Genomic DNA, 20,551 nt, shown 5'->3' with positions numbered 1-20,551 from the left:
CATTCGGATACTTGTATAAAGGTTAATAATCACTATGTCGAAAACATTCTTAGTCATTGATGGCTCTAACTTCCTCTTTCGTGCCTTCCACGCGCTTCCACCGCTTAAAAGCCCAGATGGCCGACCAACGGGGGCGATTCGGGGGGTGATTAATATGTTTGAGAAATTGATGCGGGAATTTCGACCGGATTATCTCGGTGTGATCTTTGACGCAAGCGGTAAGAGTTTTCGGAATGATCTGTTTGAAGAGTATAAAGCACATCGTCCGCCGATGCCGGATGATCTACGGGCACAGATTGAACCGCTCTTTGAGATTATCGATCTGATGGGTTATCCCCGTATCTCAATTCCCGGCATTGAAGCCGATGATGTGATTGCAACACTTGCAGTGGAAGCAAAATCAAAAGGGATCCGGACGATTATCGCTTCGAGTGATAAAGATTTAGCGCAACTTGTGGAAGATGGCGTCATCAATATGTATGACGGAATGAAAAATGAGATGCTTGGCCGGGAAGAGGTTTTTGCAAAATATGGCGTTTATCCCGAGCAAGTACGCGATTATCTCTCATTGATGGGGGATAGTGCCGATAATATTCCCGGCGTTCAAGGTGTGGGACCTAAGACTGCGGCAAAGTGGATTCACGAATGGGGATCGCTCGAGGGGATTGTTGAGAATGCTGAAAAGATTAAAGGAAAAGTCGGGGAGCGATTACGGGAGAGCTTAGATGTCTTAGCGCTTTCTAAAAAATTAACAACGCTCTATACCGAAGCATCTCTCCCTTTTAAAGTAGAAGAGTTAACGCCGAAAGATCGTTTTACCGAACGATTACAATCCATTTATCAGGAGCTTGGTTTCCGGCAGTTATTAGCGGAGCTTGAGAAAGGAGATATGGTTGATGAGGGCTTTGTACCGCCAACTGCAAAAGCCAGTGATAGTACAGTCAGCAGTGAAGAGTGGGTCAACCCACAGGTGCCGGCAACTCGAGAGTATCAAACGATTACTACAATAGCCGAGTTAGAGGCTTTTCTAGCATTGGTGCCGGAAAGTGCACTACTGGCCTTTGATACAGAAACAGATGGGCTAGAGTTTATGCGCTCTGCTTTAGTGGGGATTTCACTGTCAGTAGCGCCGGGATATGCGGTCTATATTCCGTTGAAACAGGCCGGTTTAGAGAATCCTCTGAGTGTTGATGAGGTGATTTCTCGTCTAAAGCCGATTTTGGAAGATCCCGCGATTTTAAAGGTAGGGCAGAATGCTAAATTTGATTGGCATATTTTGAAGCGTTATGGGATCGAAGTACAAGGTATTGCCGATGATACGATGTTGGCGAGCTATATTTTAGATCCTACTGGTAATCGTCATAATATGGATGCCTTAGCGGAACTCTATCTTGGATATAAAACCACTTCCTTTGAAGAGATTGCCGGCAAAGGGCGTCATCAGAAGACTTTTGATGAAATTGATATTGAGACAGCGAGTTTCTATGCTTGTGAAGATGCGGATATTACCCTGCAGTTGCGCCATAGTATTTTGCCACGTCTCAAAGCACAAACCGGGCAATATCAGATCTATGAAGAGATTGAAATGCCTTTAGTGCCGGTACTTGCAAAAATGGAACACGCCGGCATCGAGGTAGATGCTGCGCATTTAGAAGCGCTCAGTCACGAGTTTGGTGAGCGACTAAAAGCGTTAGAGATTGAAGCGTATGAGTTAGCCGGTGAAGAATTCAATATGAGTTCATCAAAGCAAGTGGGTGAGATTCTCTTTGATAAATTACAGTTGCCGGTCATTAAGAAAACGCCAAAAGGCGCGCCGTCCACTGCGGAAGATGTATTACAAAAATTAGCGGAGGATTATCCGCTGCCGAAATTGATTATTGAGTATCGGGAGTTTTCGAAGTTACGTTCAACTTATACCGATTCATTAGTCGCCGATATTAACCCTGATACAGGGCGCGTCCATACCTCATTTAACCAAGCGCAAACGAGTACCGGTCGACTCTCTTCTTCGAATCCTAATCTGCAAAATATTCCGATTCGTACTAGTGAGGGGCGACGAATCCGAGAAGCTTTTGTCGCGAAAGAGGGGCATATTCTACTCTCTGCCGACTATTCACAGGTTGAGCTTCGTTTAATGGCGCATTTTTCTCAAGATGAGACGATGATTAAGGCCTTTAGAGAAGGCAAAGATATCCACGCAGCAACGGCGGCGGAAGTGTTTCGTACCCCACTTGAAAAAGTGACAAGCCAAGAGCGCCGAGCAGCGAAAGCCATTAACTTTGGTTTGATCTATGGAATGGGGGCGTTTGGATTGGCGAAGCAGTTAGGAATCTCTCGAACCCAAGCGCAAGAGTATATCAGTCTATACTTTAGCCGTTATCCCGGCGTTTTAAATTATATGGATCAGACGAAAGAGCGAGCGCGTGAGCAAGGTTATGTAGAAACCTTACTAGGTCGTAGACTCTATCTTCCCGGCATTCAGAGTAGTAATGCCATTGCTCGTTCAGGGGCAGAGCGAATTGCAATTAATGCGCCTCTACAAGGAACGGCAGCCGATATCATTAAATTAGCAATGTTAAAGGTAGATCGCTTATTGAGTGAAAAACCGGAGATTGAAGCGAAAATGTTATTACAGGTGCACGATGAATTGATTCTAGAGTCTTCACTTGCATCAGAGACGTTAGCAACAGAATTACTGATTACAGCAATGACCGATGTGATTGAGATTGATGTACCGCTGATTGTAGAAGTCGGTCGTGGTAAGAATTGGGATGAAACAGGTAGCTAAAGGCTCGCTTGTTAGCTTTATAGCTTGAAAGTTCTTATCAATTCAATGAACTCATATGGTTAGTGAATAAGATGAGTTCTGATGATCATTGAGGGGCACGAATATTGCGTTCGTGCCTTTTTGTTAAGAATGGGGCTAAGCTTTTTTAAACAATCTTCCCGTAAATGATTCTATTTTTTCTGTTTGTAATCGTTTCATTAAGGTGCGCGTTAAGCTTGTGGATAACCCTGGGGATGAGAGGAGGAAAAGTATTTTATCTCTATCAAAAGGTTGATTAAAGGTGATATCAATGGCGCTCTTAACAGAGATTGATCCCGGTCTTGCTAATAGCGTCATCGAGGCATCAGGCGTAACCATACCCGTTTGAATCACTCGATAGAGCCAGCCACAGCGCCCGCTATTTTGCATCTGTAAGGATAGATCTTCGGTTTGTGAATGCTCATTGACTTTGTAGCAAGGGGAGCGGGGCTTTGTGACTTGGATAATCGCTTCTCCTAACTGAAAAATATCGCCAATAAAGACATTCTCTTCTGTTAATCCTATTGTGGATAAGTTTTCGCCAAAGGCGGGCTGCTTTTGGAAATAGGGACTGCCGGGAAAAACTGTTTGCCAATAGTCATAATGTTCAAGTGGATAATGGCAGAGCGCACGATCGACGCCGCCATGAAAAGCCTTTTCAAATTGTTCATCGCCCTCAATGCCTAAAGCAGTGAGTTTTTGGGGCTCTAATAATGGTTTTTTACGGATGGCACTAGCGTCATACTGCGCATAGTGAACTATTGTTCCGGTAAAAATCTGTAGATGGGAAACGATGGGCGGATCAGGCTTGATCTCTGTCTTGGTCATCATTAGGGAGCATCCTTTCTCAAAATGGTATTGTAGTTGTTGAATTATTATAATAATATCGGTTCAAAATAAGCTTATTTAAATGCTGGCGCATTGGCTGTAATAATTAAGGAAGCCATTCTATCCGGCATCTTGCAAGTGTTGCTTAAAATCAGTTTTCTTAAACCAAATTTACTATATGATTGATGATTGTGAAGTTTAAGTCCTTTTCTTCTGTCATTAAGCATCATAAAAAAGCTATAAAAAAGCGCTAACTCTTTCGATATTAGCGCTCTATTGAAGAGATATCTATCTTTTTAAAGTAAAGCGATATCTTCTAATGACTCAAGACTTATTAGAGTGATTTTAGCGTAGTAATCATCTCATTTAACACTTTCTGGGCATCCCCATAAACCATATCGGTATTATCGAGATAGAAGAGATGGTTCTCAATGCCCGAGAAGCCTGAGCCTTGACCCCGTTTAATGACAAATACTTGTTTTGCTTGGTCAGCATTGAGGATGGGCATACCGTAGATCGGACTTGATTTATCGGTACGAGCGACAGGGTTGACCACATCATTGGCGCCGATCACAAGTACAACATCGGTATCTTTAAACTCATCATTAATCTCATCAAGGTCAAAGATGCTCTCGTAAGGAATCCCTGATTCTGCAAGCAGAACATTCATATGACCCGGCATTCTTCCTGCGACAGGATGAATTGCAAAGCGCACATCAACGCCACGATTTTCAAGAATTTTCACAAGCTCAGCGACTTTATGTTGTGCTTGCGCCGCTGCTAAACCGTAACCTGGGACGATAATAACACGATCAGAGTAAGCCATTGTCATCGCCGCATTTGCCGCATCTGTTTCTGTCATTGAGCCTTCAATTTCTGCCTCTTCCGCACTCTTTTCACCAAAGTTAGAGAAGAGAACATTGCTTAATGAACGGTTCATTGCTTTCGCCATAAGAACGGTTAGAAGCGTACCTGCTGCACCTACCGTTGTACCGGCGATAATAAGACCACCATTGTCGAGTGCAATCCCTTCAAAGGCAACTGCAATACCGGTAAAGGCATTGAAGAGCGAAATGATGACCGGCATATCCGCGCCACCAATAGGAATCGCCACTAAAGCCCCTAATGCAAGGGTGAAGACGAAAAAGATAAAGATCATAAAATAGCTAGGCTCTGCATTTGATGCTAGGAGTAACGCTAAGAGTAGCGAGAACATCAATAAGAAGAGGTTAACCGCATTACGATTTTTAAAGCGAATGGTTTTATTCATTCGGCCATCTAATTTTGCCCAAGCCACGATAGAGCCAGTGAAAGAAACTGCACCGATAAAGCCACCAATGGCGGCTAAGAAGAGGGCGCTAGAGGTGCTTTCTGCTTCAGGGGAACCCACTTGAAGTAAGGCGATCGCCCCAATAATCGCTGCCGCACCACCGCCTACACCATTGTAGATGGCGATCATCTGTGGCATATCGGTCATTGCGACTTTAAGTGCAGAACGTTTTGCAATCACAGCACCGATGGCGACTGCGATAATAATCAGAATTAAGTTAGTAAAATAGTGATGCGCTGTAATCGCCGGATGAAATAGGGTAATCACAACCGCTAATAACATCGCTAAGCCCGCATAATGGATTCCTTTGCGAGCGGTTGAAGGATGGCTCATACTTTTGAGCGCGTAGATAAAAACAATAGCAGCTACAAAGTAGCCAATATTTACAAGCAGTGCGCCCATAGTCTATTTCTCCTCTTTTTTGTTAGATTTGAACATCTCGAGCATCCGATCGGTGACGTAGTAACCACCTACGGCATTAATTGCACCAAAGACAACGGCAATAAAGGCTAAGATTGTTTGAAATGCGCCTTCTGCATGACCAAGGGCAATCATCGCACCCACGAGAATAATTCCATGGATGAAGTTTGAGCCTGACATTAATGGAGTATGGAGAATCGCCGGTACTCGGGAGATTACTTCATAACCCAAAATAGCAGAAAGCACAACGATATAGAGCGCTGCAAATCCTGTAATCATATAAAATTCTCCTTAAGCTGTGAGAAGCGGTTTAATACGTTCAGAGATAACTTCGCCATCATAAATAATGCGTGAATCTTTGACGACTTCATCTTCAGAATCGAGTTGCAGTCCGTCTTCAGTGATGAAAGGACTCAAATAGTTATAAATATTTTGGGCAAACATCTCTGATGCGTGAATTGCAACTGTCGATGGTAAGTTTTGTGGGCCACAGATAGTGACACCTTGATGCTCAATAGTTTCGCCTACTTTTGTTAATGCGCAGTTGCCCCCTGTTTCTGCTGCCATATCGACAATTACAGCGCCTGGCATCATCGATTCAACCATCTCTTTTGTGATGATGATCGGTGCGCGTTTACCTGGAATTGCAGCAGTTGAGATAATGACATGAACTGTTTTGACATGTTTTGCAAGCGCTTCGGCTTGTTGTGCTTTCTCTTCATCGGTTAACTCTCGAGCATAACCACCTTCACCTGCGGCATTAACACCGGTATCAACGAGTTTTGCACCGAGTGACTCCACTTGCTCTTTCGCATCAGGGCGAATATCGTATGCTTCAACCTGTGCGCCAAGACGTTTTGCGGTAGCAATTGCTTGCAAACCAGCAACACCTGCGCCAATGACTAATACTTTAGCGGGGCGAATAGTACCTGCTGCCGTTGTCAACATCGGGAAGAAGCGCGGTGAAATATCTGCCGCGATAAGCGCACTTTGATAACCTGAGATCGTCGCTTGTGAAGAGAGAACATCCATGCTTTGTGCTCTTGTAATACGAGGAATGAACTCAAGGGCAATGGCATCGATTTTAGCTTTTGCTAATTGCTGAACTAGTGGGATTTGTCGATAAGGATCGAGTAAGCAGATTAGGGTCGATCCTGCTTTAAACTGTTTTACGATCTTTTTATCGGGGGGATTAATTGCAAGAATGATGGCAGGGTTTGCAAAATCAGGTATCTCTACCGTAGCACCTGCAGCAGTATACTCTTCATCACTAAAATAAGCGTGCTTGCCAGCCTCGGGGGCTACGATCACTTGAAAGCCTTTTTTAACAAGACGATCAACATTTTTCGGATCAAGCGCCACACGTTTTTCAAGAGGATCATGCTCTTTCAGGACAATGATGGTTTTTATCATAGTTTTCAGTGCTCCTAGTGGCAAAAAAGAATGAAAAATCATATTACCATTTTATCATTTGAAATGGTAAGCCTCTTACGCTCTAAAAACGCAATAGAGGCAATGATGACGGTTTTATATCAACTATTTTGAAGCCATGACATCTCTATTTTAAAACTATTTTTAGAAAGAATCTTGTCTAAGGTCGTATTTTGAGTCGCTTTAGCCTTTGATTTTATAATTTCTTTTACTGTGCGGGAGCGAAGATTTGCTATACTAATGCCCACTCAAAAGAGATCTTATTCGATATATTTGTTAGATAAAGGGTTGTTGTGGCCAAGCAGAATCAAAAACAGAGACCAGCAACAGGAAAAGGTCAATCTAAATGGACTGCATTTAAGCGGTTAATTAGCTATAAGTATTTCGTGCCTTTTGCACGGAAGATTATCCCTTGGGCTTTTGTTCTAAGTGCCATTGTGGCTATCGTTGGCCTCTATTATGGTCTCTTTAATTCCCCGGTGGATTACCAACAAGGTAACACTGTGCGAATTATGTATATCCATGTGCCTGCGGCGATTCTCTCATCTGTGTTATATATGGTGATGGCAGGTTTAAGTGGACTGTTTTTAATCTTTAGAATTAAATTATTCCCAGTGATTGCCAGAGCAACAGCGGTATTAGGTGCAGTCTATACCCTTATTACATTAGTCACCGGTGCCATTTGGGGTGCGCCAACTTGGGGAACTTGGTGGGTTTGGGATGTGCGTTTAACTTCCGTTTTAATCCTCTTTTTCCTCTATTTAGGATACATTGGTTTAGATAATGCCTTTGAAGATCGGGAAAAGGGGAATATCGCTATCTCGATTTTAGCGATTATCGGTGTTGTAATCGTGCCAATTATTAAGGTGTCGGTGTATCTCTTTGCCACACTGCATCAAAAAAGTACGATCTTCGCGGAAGGGGGGCCTAGCCTTGCTCCTGAGATGCTTCGCCCATTGATGTTGATGATGGTTGCTTATGGGCTTTTTACCGTAGGATATATCTTATTAAAGAGCGTACATCTGATTTATCGAGAGCAATTAGAACAGCGCTATAGTCAAACAACCGGTAGATCGGTGAAGTAACAATTGATCAGTTTGAGTGAAAGAAGGCTTTTCAAGGATTGCCGGCAGATCATCGGGAAGCATGATAGGATAAGAGATTCATTTTTAATAGATGTTGACTGAATATCTTGAATTGATAGGTTGTCAGCATTGTGATTAAGAAAATTTTAAGAGCTCATAAAATTCTTAAAATTCCCAAAGAGATTGTTTTAGTGAGAAGGTAGGGCGAGTATCTGATACAACCTTTCAGTAAAACGATTGAGTTGATTTAAGAGAAGGAAGAGTAGATGTCAGCATTTTTAGATCTTTTAAACATGGGAAAACATACGGCGTATGTTTGGAGTTGCTACGGTTTTGTGGCAATCTGTCTCATTGGTTTAATCGTCGCTTTGATGATAGAGGGGCGCAGTTTAAAAAAGGCAATGTTGCAGGAGGGAATGAGAAATGACTCAAAATAGTACGGCAATGCCGAAAAAAGGTCGCATGATGTCGCCAAAACAGAAGCAACGCATGTGGATTATTATTGCATTAGTGGTGGCGGCTTTTGTCGTTATTGGTTTTGCAATGTATGCATCAAGAGATAATCTCAACCTCTACTATTCGCCAGAGCAAGTTTCGAAAGGGGAAGCTCCGTTAGAGAAAACAATTCGCGTCGGTGGATTAGTGGTTCCCGGGACTTTAGAGAAAGGTTCAGATAATTTAGAAGTGAAATTTGCTTTAGTTGATGGTTCGGGTGAGCAAGTGATTGTGACTTATGATGGCATCTTGCCAGATCTCTTTAGAGAAGGGCAAGGGATTATCGCGCGTGGCATGTTAATCGAAGGTAATCAATTTACTGCCGAAGAGATTTTAGCAAAACATGATGAAGAATATATGCCACCGGAAGTTGCTGCAACGCTAGAAGCGCAAGGACATCCGGGTAAGCAGATTGAAGCCGCTAAAAAAGCTCAAAATAGCGATGTTTTAAAGTAGTGACAATGAACTGTAAGATTGATATTGGATAGAACCCCTAAATTGTTTGATAGATTTTGGGGTTTTAACAAATTGACCATATTGACTCTATGTAAAGAATCGATGGTTATCAAGATAGATTTAACACAATAAAGGTTAAGAATTATTATGCTTCCCTTAGGTCAGCTTTCCCTCTATATCGCCCTTGGCGTCTCAATTGCACTCTTTATTATCCCTCTTTTAGGAATAAAGCTTCGTAGTCCACAATTGATGTATAGTGCAAGACCATTGACGATCTGGCTCTTTGTCTTGGTGGCATTCTCTTTTATCTATTTAGGGCATCTTTTCTGGATTAGTGATTTTAGCTACTCTTATGTATTTTTAAATTCTAATACTAAACTCCCCTCCGTTTATAAGATTACCGCTATTTGGGGCGGACACGAAGGTTCGATGTTACTTTGGGTCTTTACCCTGGTTGCTTGGATGTTAGCGGCAGTCTTTTTCACACGAAAAATGCCGTTAGAACTCTCATCGACTACATTAGCAATCTTAGGGGGGATTAGTGCTGGCTTTATCGCTTTCTTAATCTTTACTTCTGATCCATTTGCACGAAATCTCACACTTGATCTATATGATGGCAGGGATTTGAATCCTTTATTACAAGATGTAGGGCTCATTATCCATCCACCACTACTTTATATGGGATATGTGGGTTTTGCAGTGCCTTATGCTTTTATGTGCGCTATCTTGTTAACGGGGCATATTGATCGCATCTCTATTCGTTGGGTTCGTCCTTGGGCTTTAGCGGCTTGGGGCTTTTTAACGCTTGGCATCACTGTGGGTAGTTGGTGGGCATACTATGAGCTCGGCTGGGGCGGTTGGTGGTTCTGGGATCCTGTAGAAAATGCGTCGTTGATTCCTTGGATTTTAGGGGCTGCATTACTACACTCCTTGGCAGCTACAGAGAAGCGTAAAGCATTTACCCTTTGGACTGTGATTATTGCACTATTGACTTTCTGCTTGAGTGTCCTTGGTACATTCCTTGTTCGTTCAGGCGTTTTAACCTCGGTACATTCATTTGCGGCCGATCCTAAACGTGGACAATTTATTCTCTTTTTATTAGCGATTATTATTCTTTTTGGCTTTATTTTACTCTTATTTAGAGCCTCAAAAATCCGACAAAACTCCCATTTAAGTTTGGTTTCGAAAGAGTCAGGTATCTTATTTAATAATATATTTCTCTCAATAGCCTGTTTTGTCGTGCTGTTAGGAACACTCTACCCACTCATCGTTGATATTTTACAAATTGGTAAAATTTCTGTGGGTGAAGGTTACTTTAATCAATATATGGTGCCGATCACGCTCTTGATCTTAGTGGTACTTGGTTTTGGGCCATTACTACGTTTCAAGCAAGATCATTTTTCGCGGATTAAAAAACCACTTATTATGATGGCACTGCTCTCTATAGTATTGGGTATTGGCAGTAATTTTCTCTATGCCGGTCGCCTTGATCTATGGGTATCGGTAAGCTTAGTACTCTGTTACTGGGTCTTCTTGGGTATTATTTTTGAAATTAAACTAAATGGTAGTGCAAAAGATAACTACTTCCAGGCGATTAAGCGTCAAACACTTTCCCGTTGGGGAATGAATCTTGGCCATTTAGGCTTAATTATTGTGATTGTTGGAATTACGATGACTTCACACTATAGCGATGAGCAAGATCGTTTGGTGCGTGTAGGAGAAACTGTCGAAGTACAAGAGTATGGCTTTAAGCTTCTAGCATTAGAGGATATTCAAGGTTCTAATTATCGAGGCACTAAAGGAACGATTCAGGTTTATCAAAATGGCAAGCCATTACGGATGATGTATCCGGAAAAACGGGTGTATACCGTGAGTATGATGCCGATTAGTGAGGTGGCATTGCGTCCCTCTTTACTCGATGATCTCTATGTAGCAATGGCAGAAGAGCGTGCAGAGAATGCTTGGGCCATTCGTCTTTATGTTAAACCCTTTGTTCGTTGGATTTGGTTAGGTGGACTCGTGATCTCATTGGCGGCGTTACTCTCTATTTTAGATCGTCGCTATCGTGTAGGTCGTCGAGCGAAGGATAATTTAGCGACTAAAACAGATGATATTGCGTAGGAGGCGTTTATGTTACGAGCTATTGTTGCCGGTGTCATTATTGCGGCTGTAGGGTTTCTAATTTTTCTCTTTATGAGTCTTGGGAATGATTCGACATATCTTCCTTCAGCTCTAAAGGGGAAACAATTACCGGCATTTAGTGCTTATGAAGTGACTGCGCCGGGAACTACAGCGCGAATTTTAACGGATGAAGATATTCAAGGACCTGCGCTTTTAAATGTGTGGGCAACTTGGTGTCCTACTTGTGAAGCAGAGCATGAAGCGCTGAAAGAGATTGGTGCTACCGGTGTTCCTATTTATGGTGTTGATTATAAAGATAATCCTGAGAAAGCCTATCGTTGGCTTCGGGATCTAGGGAATCCGTATATCTTTACGATTGCGGATGAAAGCGGGCAGATTGGTCTCAATCTTGGCGTTTATGGCGCACCTGAAACTTATTTTTTAGATGCCAATAACGTGATTGTTCATCGTCATGTCGGCGAAATTAGTGTGGATCTCTGGAATCGAGAATTAAAAGCGATCTATGAGTCGAGTTTTAATAGCGAGAATCATCAAGGAGAGGCACAATAATGGCACTATTGAGATTACAAAAAACGCGTATTATCTTGCGAAAATGGTTACAAATGGGCAGTGCTTTGATGGCGCTTATGGCTTTTGTGGCGATCTTGCAACCGGCATTTTCCTCAGTGAATCTTTATGAATTTAAGAATCCGGTAGATGAACAGCGTTTTCAGACTTTAACGCGAGAGCTTCGTTGTCCGAAATGTCAAAATCAGAATATTGCGGATTCTGATGCGCCACTGGCACAAGATATGCGGGATTTGACTTATAATATGATTATTGACGGTCAAGCGGATGCGCAGATTATCAATTTTATGGTGGATCGTTATGGGGATTTTGTGATGTACAATCCGCCGGTTAAACCGATTACTTGGTTACTTTGGTTTAGCCCTGTGGTGCTTTTACTGTTGATTTTAGCACTCGTCTTCGGTGTCAAAGGACGTAAAAAAGCGACGAAAACAACAGAGGCGGTTGCAGCTTTAAGTGAAGAAGAGCAATCACGTTTACAAAAGATCCTGAAAGAGAATCCATAAGCATTATGACTACATTAGGTATTATCTATACATTACTATTTTTGATTATCTCGGTGGGGCTTCTCTGTTATGCGCTATGGGGTAAGGGCAGTCAACAATATCCGCGTTTAAAGGATGTCTATCGGGATAAATATCTTGATGAAACGGAATCTTTAGAGGACGATCTTACACGGGGTAAGATTGATCAGGCGGAGTATGATGAAAAGAAAACAGAATTAGCGCGAGATCTTCTTGAGGTAGCAAAGCCGGATAGAAGTTTGAATTCACTCTCAAAAGGGATAATTGCAATATTCGGACTTGCGATTATCGGACTCTTCTCAACTACTTTCTGGGAAGATGGTTATAGCAAAGAAGCGAAAGAGCTCGATACACAGCGAACAATTGCACTGCCTTATGTGAAAGAGTGGTTAGCATCAACACCGCTAGAAGTATTGCAACGGGGAGAAACGATCGCAGATCTCAATCCACCGGAAGCGCTTCAATATAATCTATTAGGCACGTTAGCGGCGCTAAATTTAATGAGCTCTTCAACGCATCATAGCGACCCTAAAGAGTTGAATTTATTGGGTAAACTCTATCTGAATATGGATCAGCTAGGATTAGCAGAGAAAGCCTATCTTGATCTCTATCGTGTTGAAAATCCTGTGAATAATAATACGCTCTATACGCTGTTAAATATTCAATTGGCGATGAATAATTACCAACTTGATCAACGCTTAGAGGGATTATTTGATAATTTCGTATTGCGTAATCAAGAGAATGAAAGCTTATTGCTTTATTATGGAACAGTGTTATTTGAAAATCAGAAGATCGATAAGTCGATGTATTTCTTCTCCCTATTAGCCGATCGTTATCCTGAAGGATCTGAAAATCGCAATATGATTCTCAATATGATTGCAACTTTGACAAATGGTGCAGAAATGGGCGGTGCAAATGGTATGAATCATTCAGCACAAGGGCCGGGACAACAGCAATCTCAGCAACAATCGCAGCAATCATCGCAGCAGCAATCGCAAACAGCAGAGAATGCAACCACTTCAACCCCTATTGCGGTTTCAATTGAACAGAATGCGGTATCAGCTGAGGCATTATCACAAGATGCGGTTCTCTATCTCTTTGTCCGTAAAAATGAAGTCGGGCCACCGTTAGCGGCTAAGCGCATTCCATTGGGCGCAATGGGGGGATTTCCGGTTAATCTGACTATTACCGATGCGGATCTATTAATGCCGGGCGCAGGATTAAGTGAGCAATTACCTTTGACGCTCTCTGCAAAAATCAGTATGAATGGGGATCCGATTTCGAAAGCGGGTGATATTGAAGCAAAACCGATGGTGATTGAAGCACTTGATACGCCTGTTGTTTTAACCTTAGATCATATTGTGGAGTAGATCTTGCAATTGCCTGACTTTGAACTTGCGGTATCGGATTTGGTGGTGACGCGTAATTATCGTCCGATCTTTAATCCCTATAGCTTTACGCTGCGAAATGGAGAATCCCTCTATCTCAAAGGGCGTAATGGTGCCGGTAAAACCACTTCTTTGCGGGTGCTTGCCGGGATTAGTGCCCGCTATCAAGGTCAGATTTTATTGAATGGGGAAGATCGCCGGGAATTACTGCACTATTATCATCGACCCCTTCTATATGTTGGGCATGCATTAAGTCTTAATCTCGATCTCTCTGCTTGGGAGAATCTACGATTTATGGCTCGTTTACGGGGAATTCAATTAGACCGAAATGCATTTGAAACAGTATTCTCAACGCTCGAACTTCCGCTAGAATCTATCCCCGTTCGTTATTTTTCGGCAGGTCAGAAACGGCGCGTGATTTTAGCTAGATTATGGCTAGAGCGAGCAACACTCTGGATTCTCGATGAGCCTTTTACGGCGTTAGATGTGGATTCTATTGCACTAGTAGAAGCGAAGATGAAAGCGCATTGCGAGGTCGGTGGTGCGATTATTTTCACCTCTCATCAAGCGCCGACGGAAGATGTTTTTACGCAAACGGTCACAATCGAGAGGTTTACAGCGAATGTTTAGCGGATTATTCGGGGTATTAATGCGGGATCTTCGAATCGGGATGCGTAATCGTTCTGAAATTTTGATGCCGTTACTCTTTTTTCTGATTATTATTACCCTCTTTCCCCTTGGGCTTGGGCTTGAAAATCAGAAAGTATTACATACCGCATCGCCGGCAATTCTCTGGATTGCGGCACTTCTTTCCACTATTTTAGTATTAGATCGTGTCTTTAAACACGATTTTGAAGATGGCTCACTTGAACAGATGGTGATTAGTGGTTCGCCACTGTATGGCATTATTCTCGGCAAAATTATTGCCCATTGGTTATTAACAGGTTTGCCGCTAGTTCTCTTTTCGCCGATATTAAGTGTGATGCTCGGTTTTACTATTACCGAGTCTTTTTCCGTTGCGCTGATTCTGTTATTGGGGACGCCACTATTGAGTTTTATTGGCGCGATGTGTGTAGCGCTTATTGTGGGCTTACGGCAGGCCGGTTTACTACTCAGCATTATTACATTACCGCTCTATGTGCCCATTCTATTAGTGGGGGTTCAGCTCATCTATCGCTTACAAGAAGGGCATTCACTCAATAGTCTGTTGCTCATTTTTGCTGGTGCAGATATCGTAGCGCTGCTCCTTGTGCCGATTGTGACAGCTTTTGCCATTAAAATGAGCTTAGATTAGTCGATTTCCTAATAGCCCTTTATTCGGGATCAATCTATTTAAGAGCCTAAGAGAAATCATCCTATATCATTTCTCTTAGGCTCTTATAGTAATATCGGTTCAAAGTAGGCATTATTCAAATGCCGGCGCATCAGTTGAAAGAAGTAAGAAAGCTATTCTATCTGGCATTTTGTAAGTGTTGTTTAGTGCGATTTGATGTTCTTTTAAAGTTCTACGCTAGCGACATAAAAAGCATTTTTATTAAACCCAATTTACTATATCTGTTCATATTTCTTTTTCCGCCTACTCTTTAGAATAAATCTCTGTAATTTGATTTTTATGACAAGAAAATTGTCGTAAAGGTTACCTATTTTTATCGGATAATTGGTAACATAATGATCTATCTTATTAAAAATAATCAAAGAGATAGCTGGCTATTGTTACTTCTTTAGTTATCAAGAATGAGGCTTTGCAGTATAGGGTTTACAATAAGCATTTAAAATATAAGATTTTTTACATCGGTTAATAGAGACTCGCTATTGACAACTTTGTTGTCAAGATTTACTATTTATGAGCGTTGTTTTATCCCTGTCCGAAAGAAAATCATGAGTAAAAATAGAGAAAATCCCCAAAAGCAGCTATTCGTATCGATGTTTCAAGAGATGTTTACGCTCTTGTCTAAATTGCACCGTATTAGTGAAGATCTCTTGATGAGTTCGCAAAGCGAAATTACTCACTCATGTTGGACGATTCTTTCAATTATTCATTGTGAACCAGAACCATTGACGGTTCCGCAGATTGCACAATTGCGTTCGACTTCGAGGCAAGCGGTGCAGCGACAGATCTGTCTTTTATTAGAGAATGAATGTATTGAAGCGATTGACAATCCCCACAATAAACGTTCGCCACTTTATCAGGTGACTGAGAAAGGGCGGGCTTATTATGATGAATTACGGGTGAAAGTCTATGGGCAGTGGTTGCACGATGTTGCTGAAATCGTTGGTATGGAGACAGCAGAGCGCTTATTAATATCTATTAGGGAATTAGATGAAGCGCTCAATCAAGTCAGTTTAAATAAAAATAGTAAAGCAAAATAGTCAAGCAATATAGAGTAACAAAACTAATTTATAGATATGTAACAGTGGGTTAGTAACAAGTGATTGGAGCTCATGGAATGGGTGACAGCACTTGAGTTATTTAATAACAAATCAATAGATGAGAGAAAAGATGAGAAAGCATAGTCATTTGCAATATGTTAGGAATATTATAGGGATAGTGGGTTTAGGTCTGCTAGTCGCTGCATGTAGCGAGGAGGCCAGTGGCCCGACTCAAGCACCGGCACCGCAGGCAGTGATTCAAGAAGTTGAACGTAAAAATATTACAGTAGAAACTGAGCTACCAGGTCGTACAGAAGCTTCTGTTATTGCACAAGTTCGACCACAAGTGGGTGGCATTATTCTCTCAGTGAATTTCACAGAAGGGAGTTTTGTTAATGAAGGGGATCAGCTTTATCAGATCGATCCTGCTGTTTATCAAGCGAGTCTATTACAAGCTAATGCAACCTTAGAGCGGGCAAAAGCAAATCAAAATGCTGCAAAATTGAAAGCAGATCGTTTAAATGCCTTAAAGCAATCTAAAGCGGTAAGTCAACAAGATGTTGATGATGCTAATGCAGCTTTAATGCAAGCAAATGCCGAGGTGATCGGTGCAGAAGCGCAAGTGACGAATGCTAAAATTAATTTGGATTATACCCAAATGGAAGCACCGATTTCAGGTCAAATTGGTCGGACTAACTTTACCCAAGGGGCTTTAGTGTCACCCGGGCAGACGAATGAAATGGCTGTTATTCAAGTGCTTAATCCGATGAAAGTAAATATCACTTACTCATCAGCAGAATATGCAGAAGTTCGCAAAAAAGTGATGTCAGGTGTTTATACGCCTACGCAAGTGCAAAATTTGGAAACGGGTGAATGGGAAGATGGCCACTTAGTCCGTATCTATCTTGAAGATGGTACGCTTTACGACAAAGTGGGGCACATTAAGTTCTCTGACTTGACAGTTGATCCAACAACCGGTTCGATCTTCCTACAAGCGCAATTTGAGAACGATGGCAGTCTGCTTCCAGGAATGTTTGTACGTACAGTCGTACAGCAAGGGATTGAGAAAGGTGCTTTAGTGGTTTCACAAAAGGCCGTCACTCAAGGCCCAGGGGGTGTGAGTACGGTGATTGTAGTAGATGAGAATAATGTCGCACATATGCGTCCTGTGCAAATTTCTCGGGCATACGAACAAGATTGGGTCATTGCCAGTGGCTTACAAGAAGGTGAGCGTGTTGTAGTGAAAGGATTGCAAACTGTGCAATCAGCATTACAACGTAGCGGTGGTAAAGATGTGGTGGTTGATGTGATTGAAGATAATTTAACAATTCAGTAAGACGTTGAATTGTAAATTATGACAAAACACTTATTCCATCGTTATCAATGAAAGGATTTAAATAAATAATATGGCACGATTTTTTATAGACCGACCTATTTTTGCGTGGGTGCTTGCGATATTGACGATGTTTATTGGCCTCTTAGTGGTCAAAAACATGGCTGTATCTCAATATCCGCCAATTGCACCGCCGCAGATTAGTATCTCGGGGGTTTATCCAGGGGCAAGTGCACAGACTGTCGAAGAGAGTGTAACGCAGGTTATTGAGCAGAGTATCAGTGGGCTTGATGGTTTCCGTTATATGAGTTCTTCAAGCTCAAGTTCAGGCACTTTCCAGATTACAGTTACATTTAACCAAGGTGTTGATCCTGATTTAGCACAGGTTCAGGTGCAGAACAAGATCCAACAAGCCCTGAGTAAGCTACCGCAAGCGGTACAGCAACAAGGGGTTACGATTGCCAAATCAAGTAGTTCATTCTTGATGGTGGTTGCATTCTACTCTCCAGATGGCACGATGTCGTCAGGGGATATCGGGGATTATATCTCCTCGACATTACAAGATCAGATGAGTCGTTTACAAGGGGTTGGGGAGATTCAATTCTTCGGCTCAAGTTATGCGATGAATATCTGGCTTGATCCAATGAAACTCTATAAGTACGATATGACGCCGGTGGATGTTGTTGCGGCAATCAAGGAGCAAAACTCACAAGCAACGTTAGGTAGCCTTGGGGCGATGCCAGGTGTTAAGGATCAGTTGATCAGTTATACCGTTACTTCTCAATCACTATTACAAAGCCCTGAAGAGTTCAAGGCTATTCAGCTTCGTGTGAATGAAGATGGGAGTGAGGTTTTACTTGCAGATGTTGCACGAGTTGAGCTTTCGCCAGAATCAGAATCTGTAAGCTCTAAATATAATAATCAACCGGCAGCGGGTGTTGCAATCAGCTTATCATCAGGAGCAAATGCACTTGATACCGCAAATACTGTAAAAGCGTATCTCAAAGGAATCGAGAAAGATCTTCCAACAGGGATGGCTTATACATTCCCTTATGATACGACACCATTCGTTGAATATTCGGTAGCGAGTGTTGAGCATACTTTGATTGAAGCGATTGGCCTTGTATTTATTATCGTCTTCTTATTCCTTAAAAATATTCGGGCAACATTGATTCCAATGTTAGCTATTCCGTATGTTTTAGCGGGAACGATGATTGTGTTAAATGCGTTAGGCTTTAATCTCAATACCTTGACACTCTTTGCTTTAGTATTGGCAATCGGACTTCTCGTTGATGATGCGATCGTGGTTGTTGAAAACGTTGAGCGGATTATGGAAGAAGAGAAGCTTTCACCATTAGAAGCAACTCGTAAATCCATGGATCAAATTACCGGCGCCTTAATTGGTATCGGGGTTGTGTTGTCGGCAGTATTCGTGCCTATGGCATTCTTAGGTGGCGCATCTGGGGTGATCTATCGTCAGTTCTCTGTCACGATTATCACGGCGATGTTGTTATCTGTACTTGTGGCGATTATCTTTACGCCGGCAATGTGTGCTACTTTACTGCGGGATCATGAAGAGAAGAAAGAGCCCAAAACAGCGATTGGACGCTTTTTAAATAAACTCTTCGCACCAGTATTAGCGGTTATCGCCTGGATTGTGAAATACTTTAATATCGGTTTTGATAAAGTTAGTAATACTTATACTGCTGGGATAACCAAGGTTCTAAAGCATCCTTTTATGTATGTAGTAGTATTACTCATTGGTTTAGCGATTATTGGGCATCAATTTATGCAGTTACCCAAAAGCTTCTTACCCGATGAAGATCAGGGGATGCTTATTGGTATGACCATTAACCCTAATGGTACATCGCTGAATCAGACAGAAATCCCGCTAGAACAGATTACAGATTACCTACTTAAAGAAGAGACTAGTACAGTTGACTCAGTCATGACGGTTGCAGGTTTTAGCTTCTCAGGGCAAGGCTCTGAACAAGGGATGTTCTTTATTAAGCTGAAACCTTGGGAAGAGCGAGGATCAGAATATGATTCAATTCCAGCATTGATGGAGCGTGTTCAAAAATATACGGCAACAGTGCCAGAAGCACAGATCTTCGTCTTTAGTCCACCGCCGATTATTGAACTGGGAACAGCGACAGGTGTTAGCTTCCAATTACAAGATACGATTGGTTTAGGGCATGATGCTTTAATGAATTCTGTAATGAAATTCATGGGGCTCGCGGCACAAAGTCCAGATTTAGATATGGCAACCCTACGTCCAGGTGGTCAGTTTGATACTGGGCAATATCATGTGGATATTGATCGTGAAAAAGCCCAAGCATTACAAGTCTCAATTGGTGATATTAACCAAGCGCTCTCCATTGCTTGGGGCGGATCTTATGTTAATGACTTTATTGATCGTGGCCGTATTAAACATGTTCAGGTTAAAGCCGATGCACCTTATCGTATGATGCCAGAGGATTTCCAACGTTGGTATGTTCGTAATGCGAAAGGGGAAATGGTACCCTTTAGTGCATTTGCAACAGGCCGCTGGTCGTATGGTCCACCACAGTTGAATCGTTTTGATGGTTTTGCATCATTCCCACTTTCAATTAATGCCGCTGCTGGTAAAAGTACTGGGGATGCGATGAATGCGATTGAGCAGATCGTCAATGAGCATTTACCACAGGGGATTTCAGTAGCTTGGACCGATACTTCATATGAAGAGCGTCAGGCAGGGAATTCACAAACATCATTACTGTTAATTTCCGTTTTCGTGATCTTCTTAAGCTTAGCGGCGCTGTATGAATCTTGGAAAGTACCTATCTCTGTACTCTTAACAATTCCTGTAGGGGTTGTAGGGTCTGTGATTACCGCGCGCTTAATGGGAATTGAGAATGACGTTTACTTCCAAGTAGGGATGTTGACTACCATTGGTCTGACTTCTAAAAATGCGATCCTGATTGTTGAGTTTGCGCGTGATCTGATGCATACAGGTATGACCGCGATGCAAGCGGCAATTCGAGCAGCTCAAGAACGTCTACGTCCGATTGTCATGACCTCACTCGCATTCGGCTTCGGGGTATTACCTCTTGCGATTTCAGCAGGGGCAGGTTCTGGTGCACAGAACGTTGTGGGTCAGGTCGTTGTCGGCGGTATGATTGGGGGTACATTATTAGTATTACTCTTCACGCCAGTATTCTTCTTACTCTTGAATAAAGAGGGAAAAGCGGCTAATCCGAAAGATGATCATGATCCTTCATCAAAATCAGAGGATCAATCAACGAAGCTTGCAAAAGCAGATTCATAAAAATTCAAAGACTTTAGCTCTGTAAGCAGGGATAAAGTGGATGATGAAAAAATAGATTCCCTAGATTGT

Annotated in this window: 17 protein-coding genes; 13 read left to right on the top strand and 4 right to left on the bottom strand. The window is 42.2% G+C overall.

Features of this window, described 5'->3' with window-relative positions:
• Window positions 1-34: 34 nt before the first annotated feature.
• Entirely contained in the window at window positions 35-2,788 is a 2,754-nt protein-coding gene (gene polA, locus DC083_RS02770; RefSeq protein ID WP_109188713.1) for a DNA polymerase I, read from the top strand.
• Between the two features lie 135 nt (window positions 2,789-2,923).
• On the opposite strand, the gene yiiM is transcribed toward polA, so the two are convergent.
• The 4 genes from yiiM to DC083_RS02750 form a co-directional block, all read right to left on the bottom strand.
• Window positions 2,924-3,637: a 6-hydroxyaminopurine reductase gene (yiiM, locus tag DC083_RS02765; RefSeq protein ID WP_229822267.1), complete on the bottom strand. Its 714-nt coding sequence runs from the start codon at window positions 3,635-3,637 to the stop codon at window positions 2,924-2,926.
• 331 nt (window positions 3,638-3,968) lie between these two features.
• Complete coding sequence (locus DC083_RS02760) at window positions 3,969-5,366, bottom strand: NAD(P)(+) transhydrogenase (Re/Si-specific) subunit beta (RefSeq protein ID WP_109188712.1); 1,398 nt, start codon at window positions 5,364-5,366, stop codon at window positions 3,969-3,971.
• Between the two features lie 3 nt (window positions 5,367-5,369).
• Window positions 5,370-5,663, bottom strand: a complete 294-nt coding sequence (locus DC083_RS02755; protein ID WP_109188711.1) for an NAD(P) transhydrogenase subunit alpha part 2 — start codon at window positions 5,661-5,663, stop codon at window positions 5,370-5,372.
• A 12-nt stretch (window positions 5,664-5,675) separates the two neighbouring features.
• Window positions 5,676-6,797, bottom strand: coding sequence for an NAD(P) transhydrogenase subunit alpha (locus tag DC083_RS02750; RefSeq protein WP_109188710.1), 1,122 nt, complete (start codon window positions 6,795-6,797; stop codon window positions 5,676-5,678).
• 311 nt (window positions 6,798-7,108) lie between these two features.
• On the opposite strand from DC083_RS02750, the gene ccmC reads away from it, so the two are divergent.
• From ccmC to DC083_RS02690, 12 genes are all read left to right on the top strand, one after another.
• A complete protein-coding gene (ccmC, locus tag DC083_RS02745; RefSeq protein ID WP_109188709.1) occupies window positions 7,109-7,900 on the top strand; it encodes a heme ABC transporter permease CcmC in 792 nt (263 codons plus the stop codon).
• Between the two features lie 266 nt (window positions 7,901-8,166).
• Window positions 8,167-8,337 (top strand): heme exporter protein CcmD, encoded by a 171-nt coding sequence (gene ccmD, locus DC083_RS02740; RefSeq protein WP_109188708.1) that lies wholly within the window; start codon window positions 8,167-8,169, stop codon window positions 8,335-8,337.
• Window positions 8,324-8,851 carry a cytochrome c maturation protein CcmE gene (gene ccmE, locus DC083_RS02735; RefSeq protein ID WP_229822257.1) on the top strand — a complete coding sequence of 176 codons (528 nt, stop codon included), beginning with the start codon at window positions 8,324-8,326 and terminating at the stop codon, window positions 8,849-8,851. Before ccmD ends, ccmE begins: the two co-directional genes overlap by 14 nt.
• 147 nt (window positions 8,852-8,998) lie before the next feature.
• Window positions 8,999-10,972: a heme lyase CcmF/NrfE family subunit gene (locus DC083_RS02730; protein WP_109188707.1), complete on the top strand. Its 1,974-nt coding sequence runs from the start codon at window positions 8,999-9,001 to the stop codon at window positions 10,970-10,972.
• 9 nt (window positions 10,973-10,981) lie between these two features.
• Complete coding sequence (locus tag DC083_RS02725; RefSeq protein ID WP_109188706.1) at window positions 10,982-11,542, top strand: DsbE family thiol:disulfide interchange protein; 561 nt, start codon at window positions 10,982-10,984, stop codon at window positions 11,540-11,542.
• Window positions 11,542-12,066, top strand: a complete 525-nt coding sequence (locus tag DC083_RS02720) for a cytochrome c-type biogenesis protein (RefSeq protein WP_229822253.1) — start codon at window positions 11,542-11,544, stop codon at window positions 12,064-12,066. Before DC083_RS02725 ends, DC083_RS02720 begins: the two co-directional genes overlap by 1 nt.
• 5 nt (window positions 12,067-12,071) lie before the next feature.
• Window positions 12,072-13,454, top strand: coding sequence for a c-type cytochrome biogenesis protein CcmI (ccmI, locus tag DC083_RS02715; RefSeq protein WP_109188705.1), 1,383 nt, complete (start codon window positions 12,072-12,074; stop codon window positions 13,452-13,454).
• Window positions 13,455-13,457: 3 nt separating this feature from the next.
• Entirely contained in the window at window positions 13,458-14,102 is a 645-nt protein-coding gene (gene ccmA / locus DC083_RS02710; RefSeq protein ID WP_229822252.1) for a cytochrome c biogenesis heme-transporting ATPase CcmA, read from the top strand.
• Window positions 14,095-14,766: a heme exporter protein CcmB gene (gene ccmB, locus DC083_RS02705; RefSeq protein WP_109188704.1), complete on the top strand. Its 672-nt coding sequence runs from the start codon at window positions 14,095-14,097 to the stop codon at window positions 14,764-14,766. Before ccmA ends, ccmB begins: the two co-directional genes overlap by 8 nt.
• Before the next feature lie 584 nt (window positions 14,767-15,350).
• Window positions 15,351-15,842, top strand: a complete 492-nt coding sequence (locus DC083_RS02700) for a MarR family winged helix-turn-helix transcriptional regulator (RefSeq protein ID WP_109188703.1) — start codon at window positions 15,351-15,353, stop codon at window positions 15,840-15,842.
• A 130-nt stretch (window positions 15,843-15,972) separates the two neighbouring features.
• Window positions 15,973-17,178, top strand: coding sequence for an efflux RND transporter periplasmic adaptor subunit (locus DC083_RS02695; protein WP_157954875.1), 1,206 nt, complete (start codon window positions 15,973-15,975; stop codon window positions 17,176-17,178).
• Window positions 17,179-17,248: 70 nt separating this feature from the next.
• Window positions 17,249-20,482, top strand: coding sequence for an efflux RND transporter permease subunit (locus tag DC083_RS02690; RefSeq protein ID WP_109188701.1), 3,234 nt, complete (start codon window positions 17,249-17,251; stop codon window positions 20,480-20,482).
• Window positions 20,483-20,551: the final 69 nt, after the last annotated feature.

The sequence above is a fragment of the Ignatzschineria ureiclastica genome (assembly GCF_003121845.1).
In the GTDB taxonomy this organism is placed as follows: Bacteria; Pseudomonadota; Gammaproteobacteria; order Cardiobacteriales; family Wohlfahrtiimonadaceae; genus Ignatzschineria; species Ignatzschineria ureiclastica.
This window is presented reverse-complemented; position numbering and strand designations above follow the sequence as displayed.

What these genes read in the sequence shown, in the direction of transcription:
- yiiM (WP_229822267.1), bottom strand. Translation starts at nt 3,637, where the DNA reads ATGATGACCAAGACAGAGATCAAGCCTGATCCGCCCATCGTTTCCCAT.
- DC083_RS02700 (WP_109188703.1), top strand. Translation starts at nt 15,351, where the DNA reads ATGAGTAAAAATAGAGAAAATCCCCAAAAGCAGCTATTCGTATCGATG.
- ccmB (WP_109188704.1), top strand. Translation starts at nt 14,095, where the DNA reads ATGTTTAGCGGATTATTCGGGGTATTAATGCGGGATCTTCGAATCGGG.
- polA (WP_109188713.1), top strand. Translation starts at nt 35, where the DNA reads ATGTCGAAAACATTCTTAGTCATTGATGGCTCTAACTTCCTCTTTCGT.
- ccmD (WP_109188708.1), top strand. Translation starts at nt 8,167, where the DNA reads ATGTCAGCATTTTTAGATCTTTTAAACATGGGAAAACATACGGCGTAT.
- DC083_RS02760 (WP_109188712.1), bottom strand. Translation starts at nt 5,366, where the DNA reads ATGGGCGCACTGCTTGTAAATATTGGCTACTTTGTAGCTGCTATTGTT.
- DC083_RS02690 (WP_109188701.1), top strand. Translation starts at nt 17,249, where the DNA reads ATGGCACGATTTTTTATAGACCGACCTATTTTTGCGTGGGTGCTTGCG.
- DC083_RS02720 (WP_229822253.1), top strand. Translation starts at nt 11,542, where the DNA reads ATGGCACTATTGAGATTACAAAAAACGCGTATTATCTTGCGAAAATGG.
- DC083_RS02725 (WP_109188706.1), top strand. Translation starts at nt 10,982, where the DNA reads ATGTTACGAGCTATTGTTGCCGGTGTCATTATTGCGGCTGTAGGGTTT.
- ccmE (WP_229822257.1), top strand. Translation starts at nt 8,324, where the DNA reads ATGACTCAAAATAGTACGGCAATGCCGAAAAAAGGTCGCATGATGTCG.
- DC083_RS02730 (WP_109188707.1), top strand. Translation starts at nt 8,999, where the DNA reads ATGCTTCCCTTAGGTCAGCTTTCCCTCTATATCGCCCTTGGCGTCTCA.
- ccmI (WP_109188705.1), top strand. Translation starts at nt 12,072, where the DNA reads ATGACTACATTAGGTATTATCTATACATTACTATTTTTGATTATCTCG.
- DC083_RS02750 (WP_109188710.1), bottom strand. Translation starts at nt 6,797, where the DNA reads ATGATAAAAACCATCATTGTCCTGAAAGAGCATGATCCTCTTGAAAAA.
- DC083_RS02695 (WP_157954875.1), top strand. Translation starts at nt 15,973, where the DNA reads ATGAGAAAGCATAGTCATTTGCAATATGTTAGGAATATTATAGGGATA.
- DC083_RS02755 (WP_109188711.1), bottom strand. Translation starts at nt 5,663, where the DNA reads ATGATTACAGGATTTGCAGCGCTCTATATCGTTGTGCTTTCTGCTATT.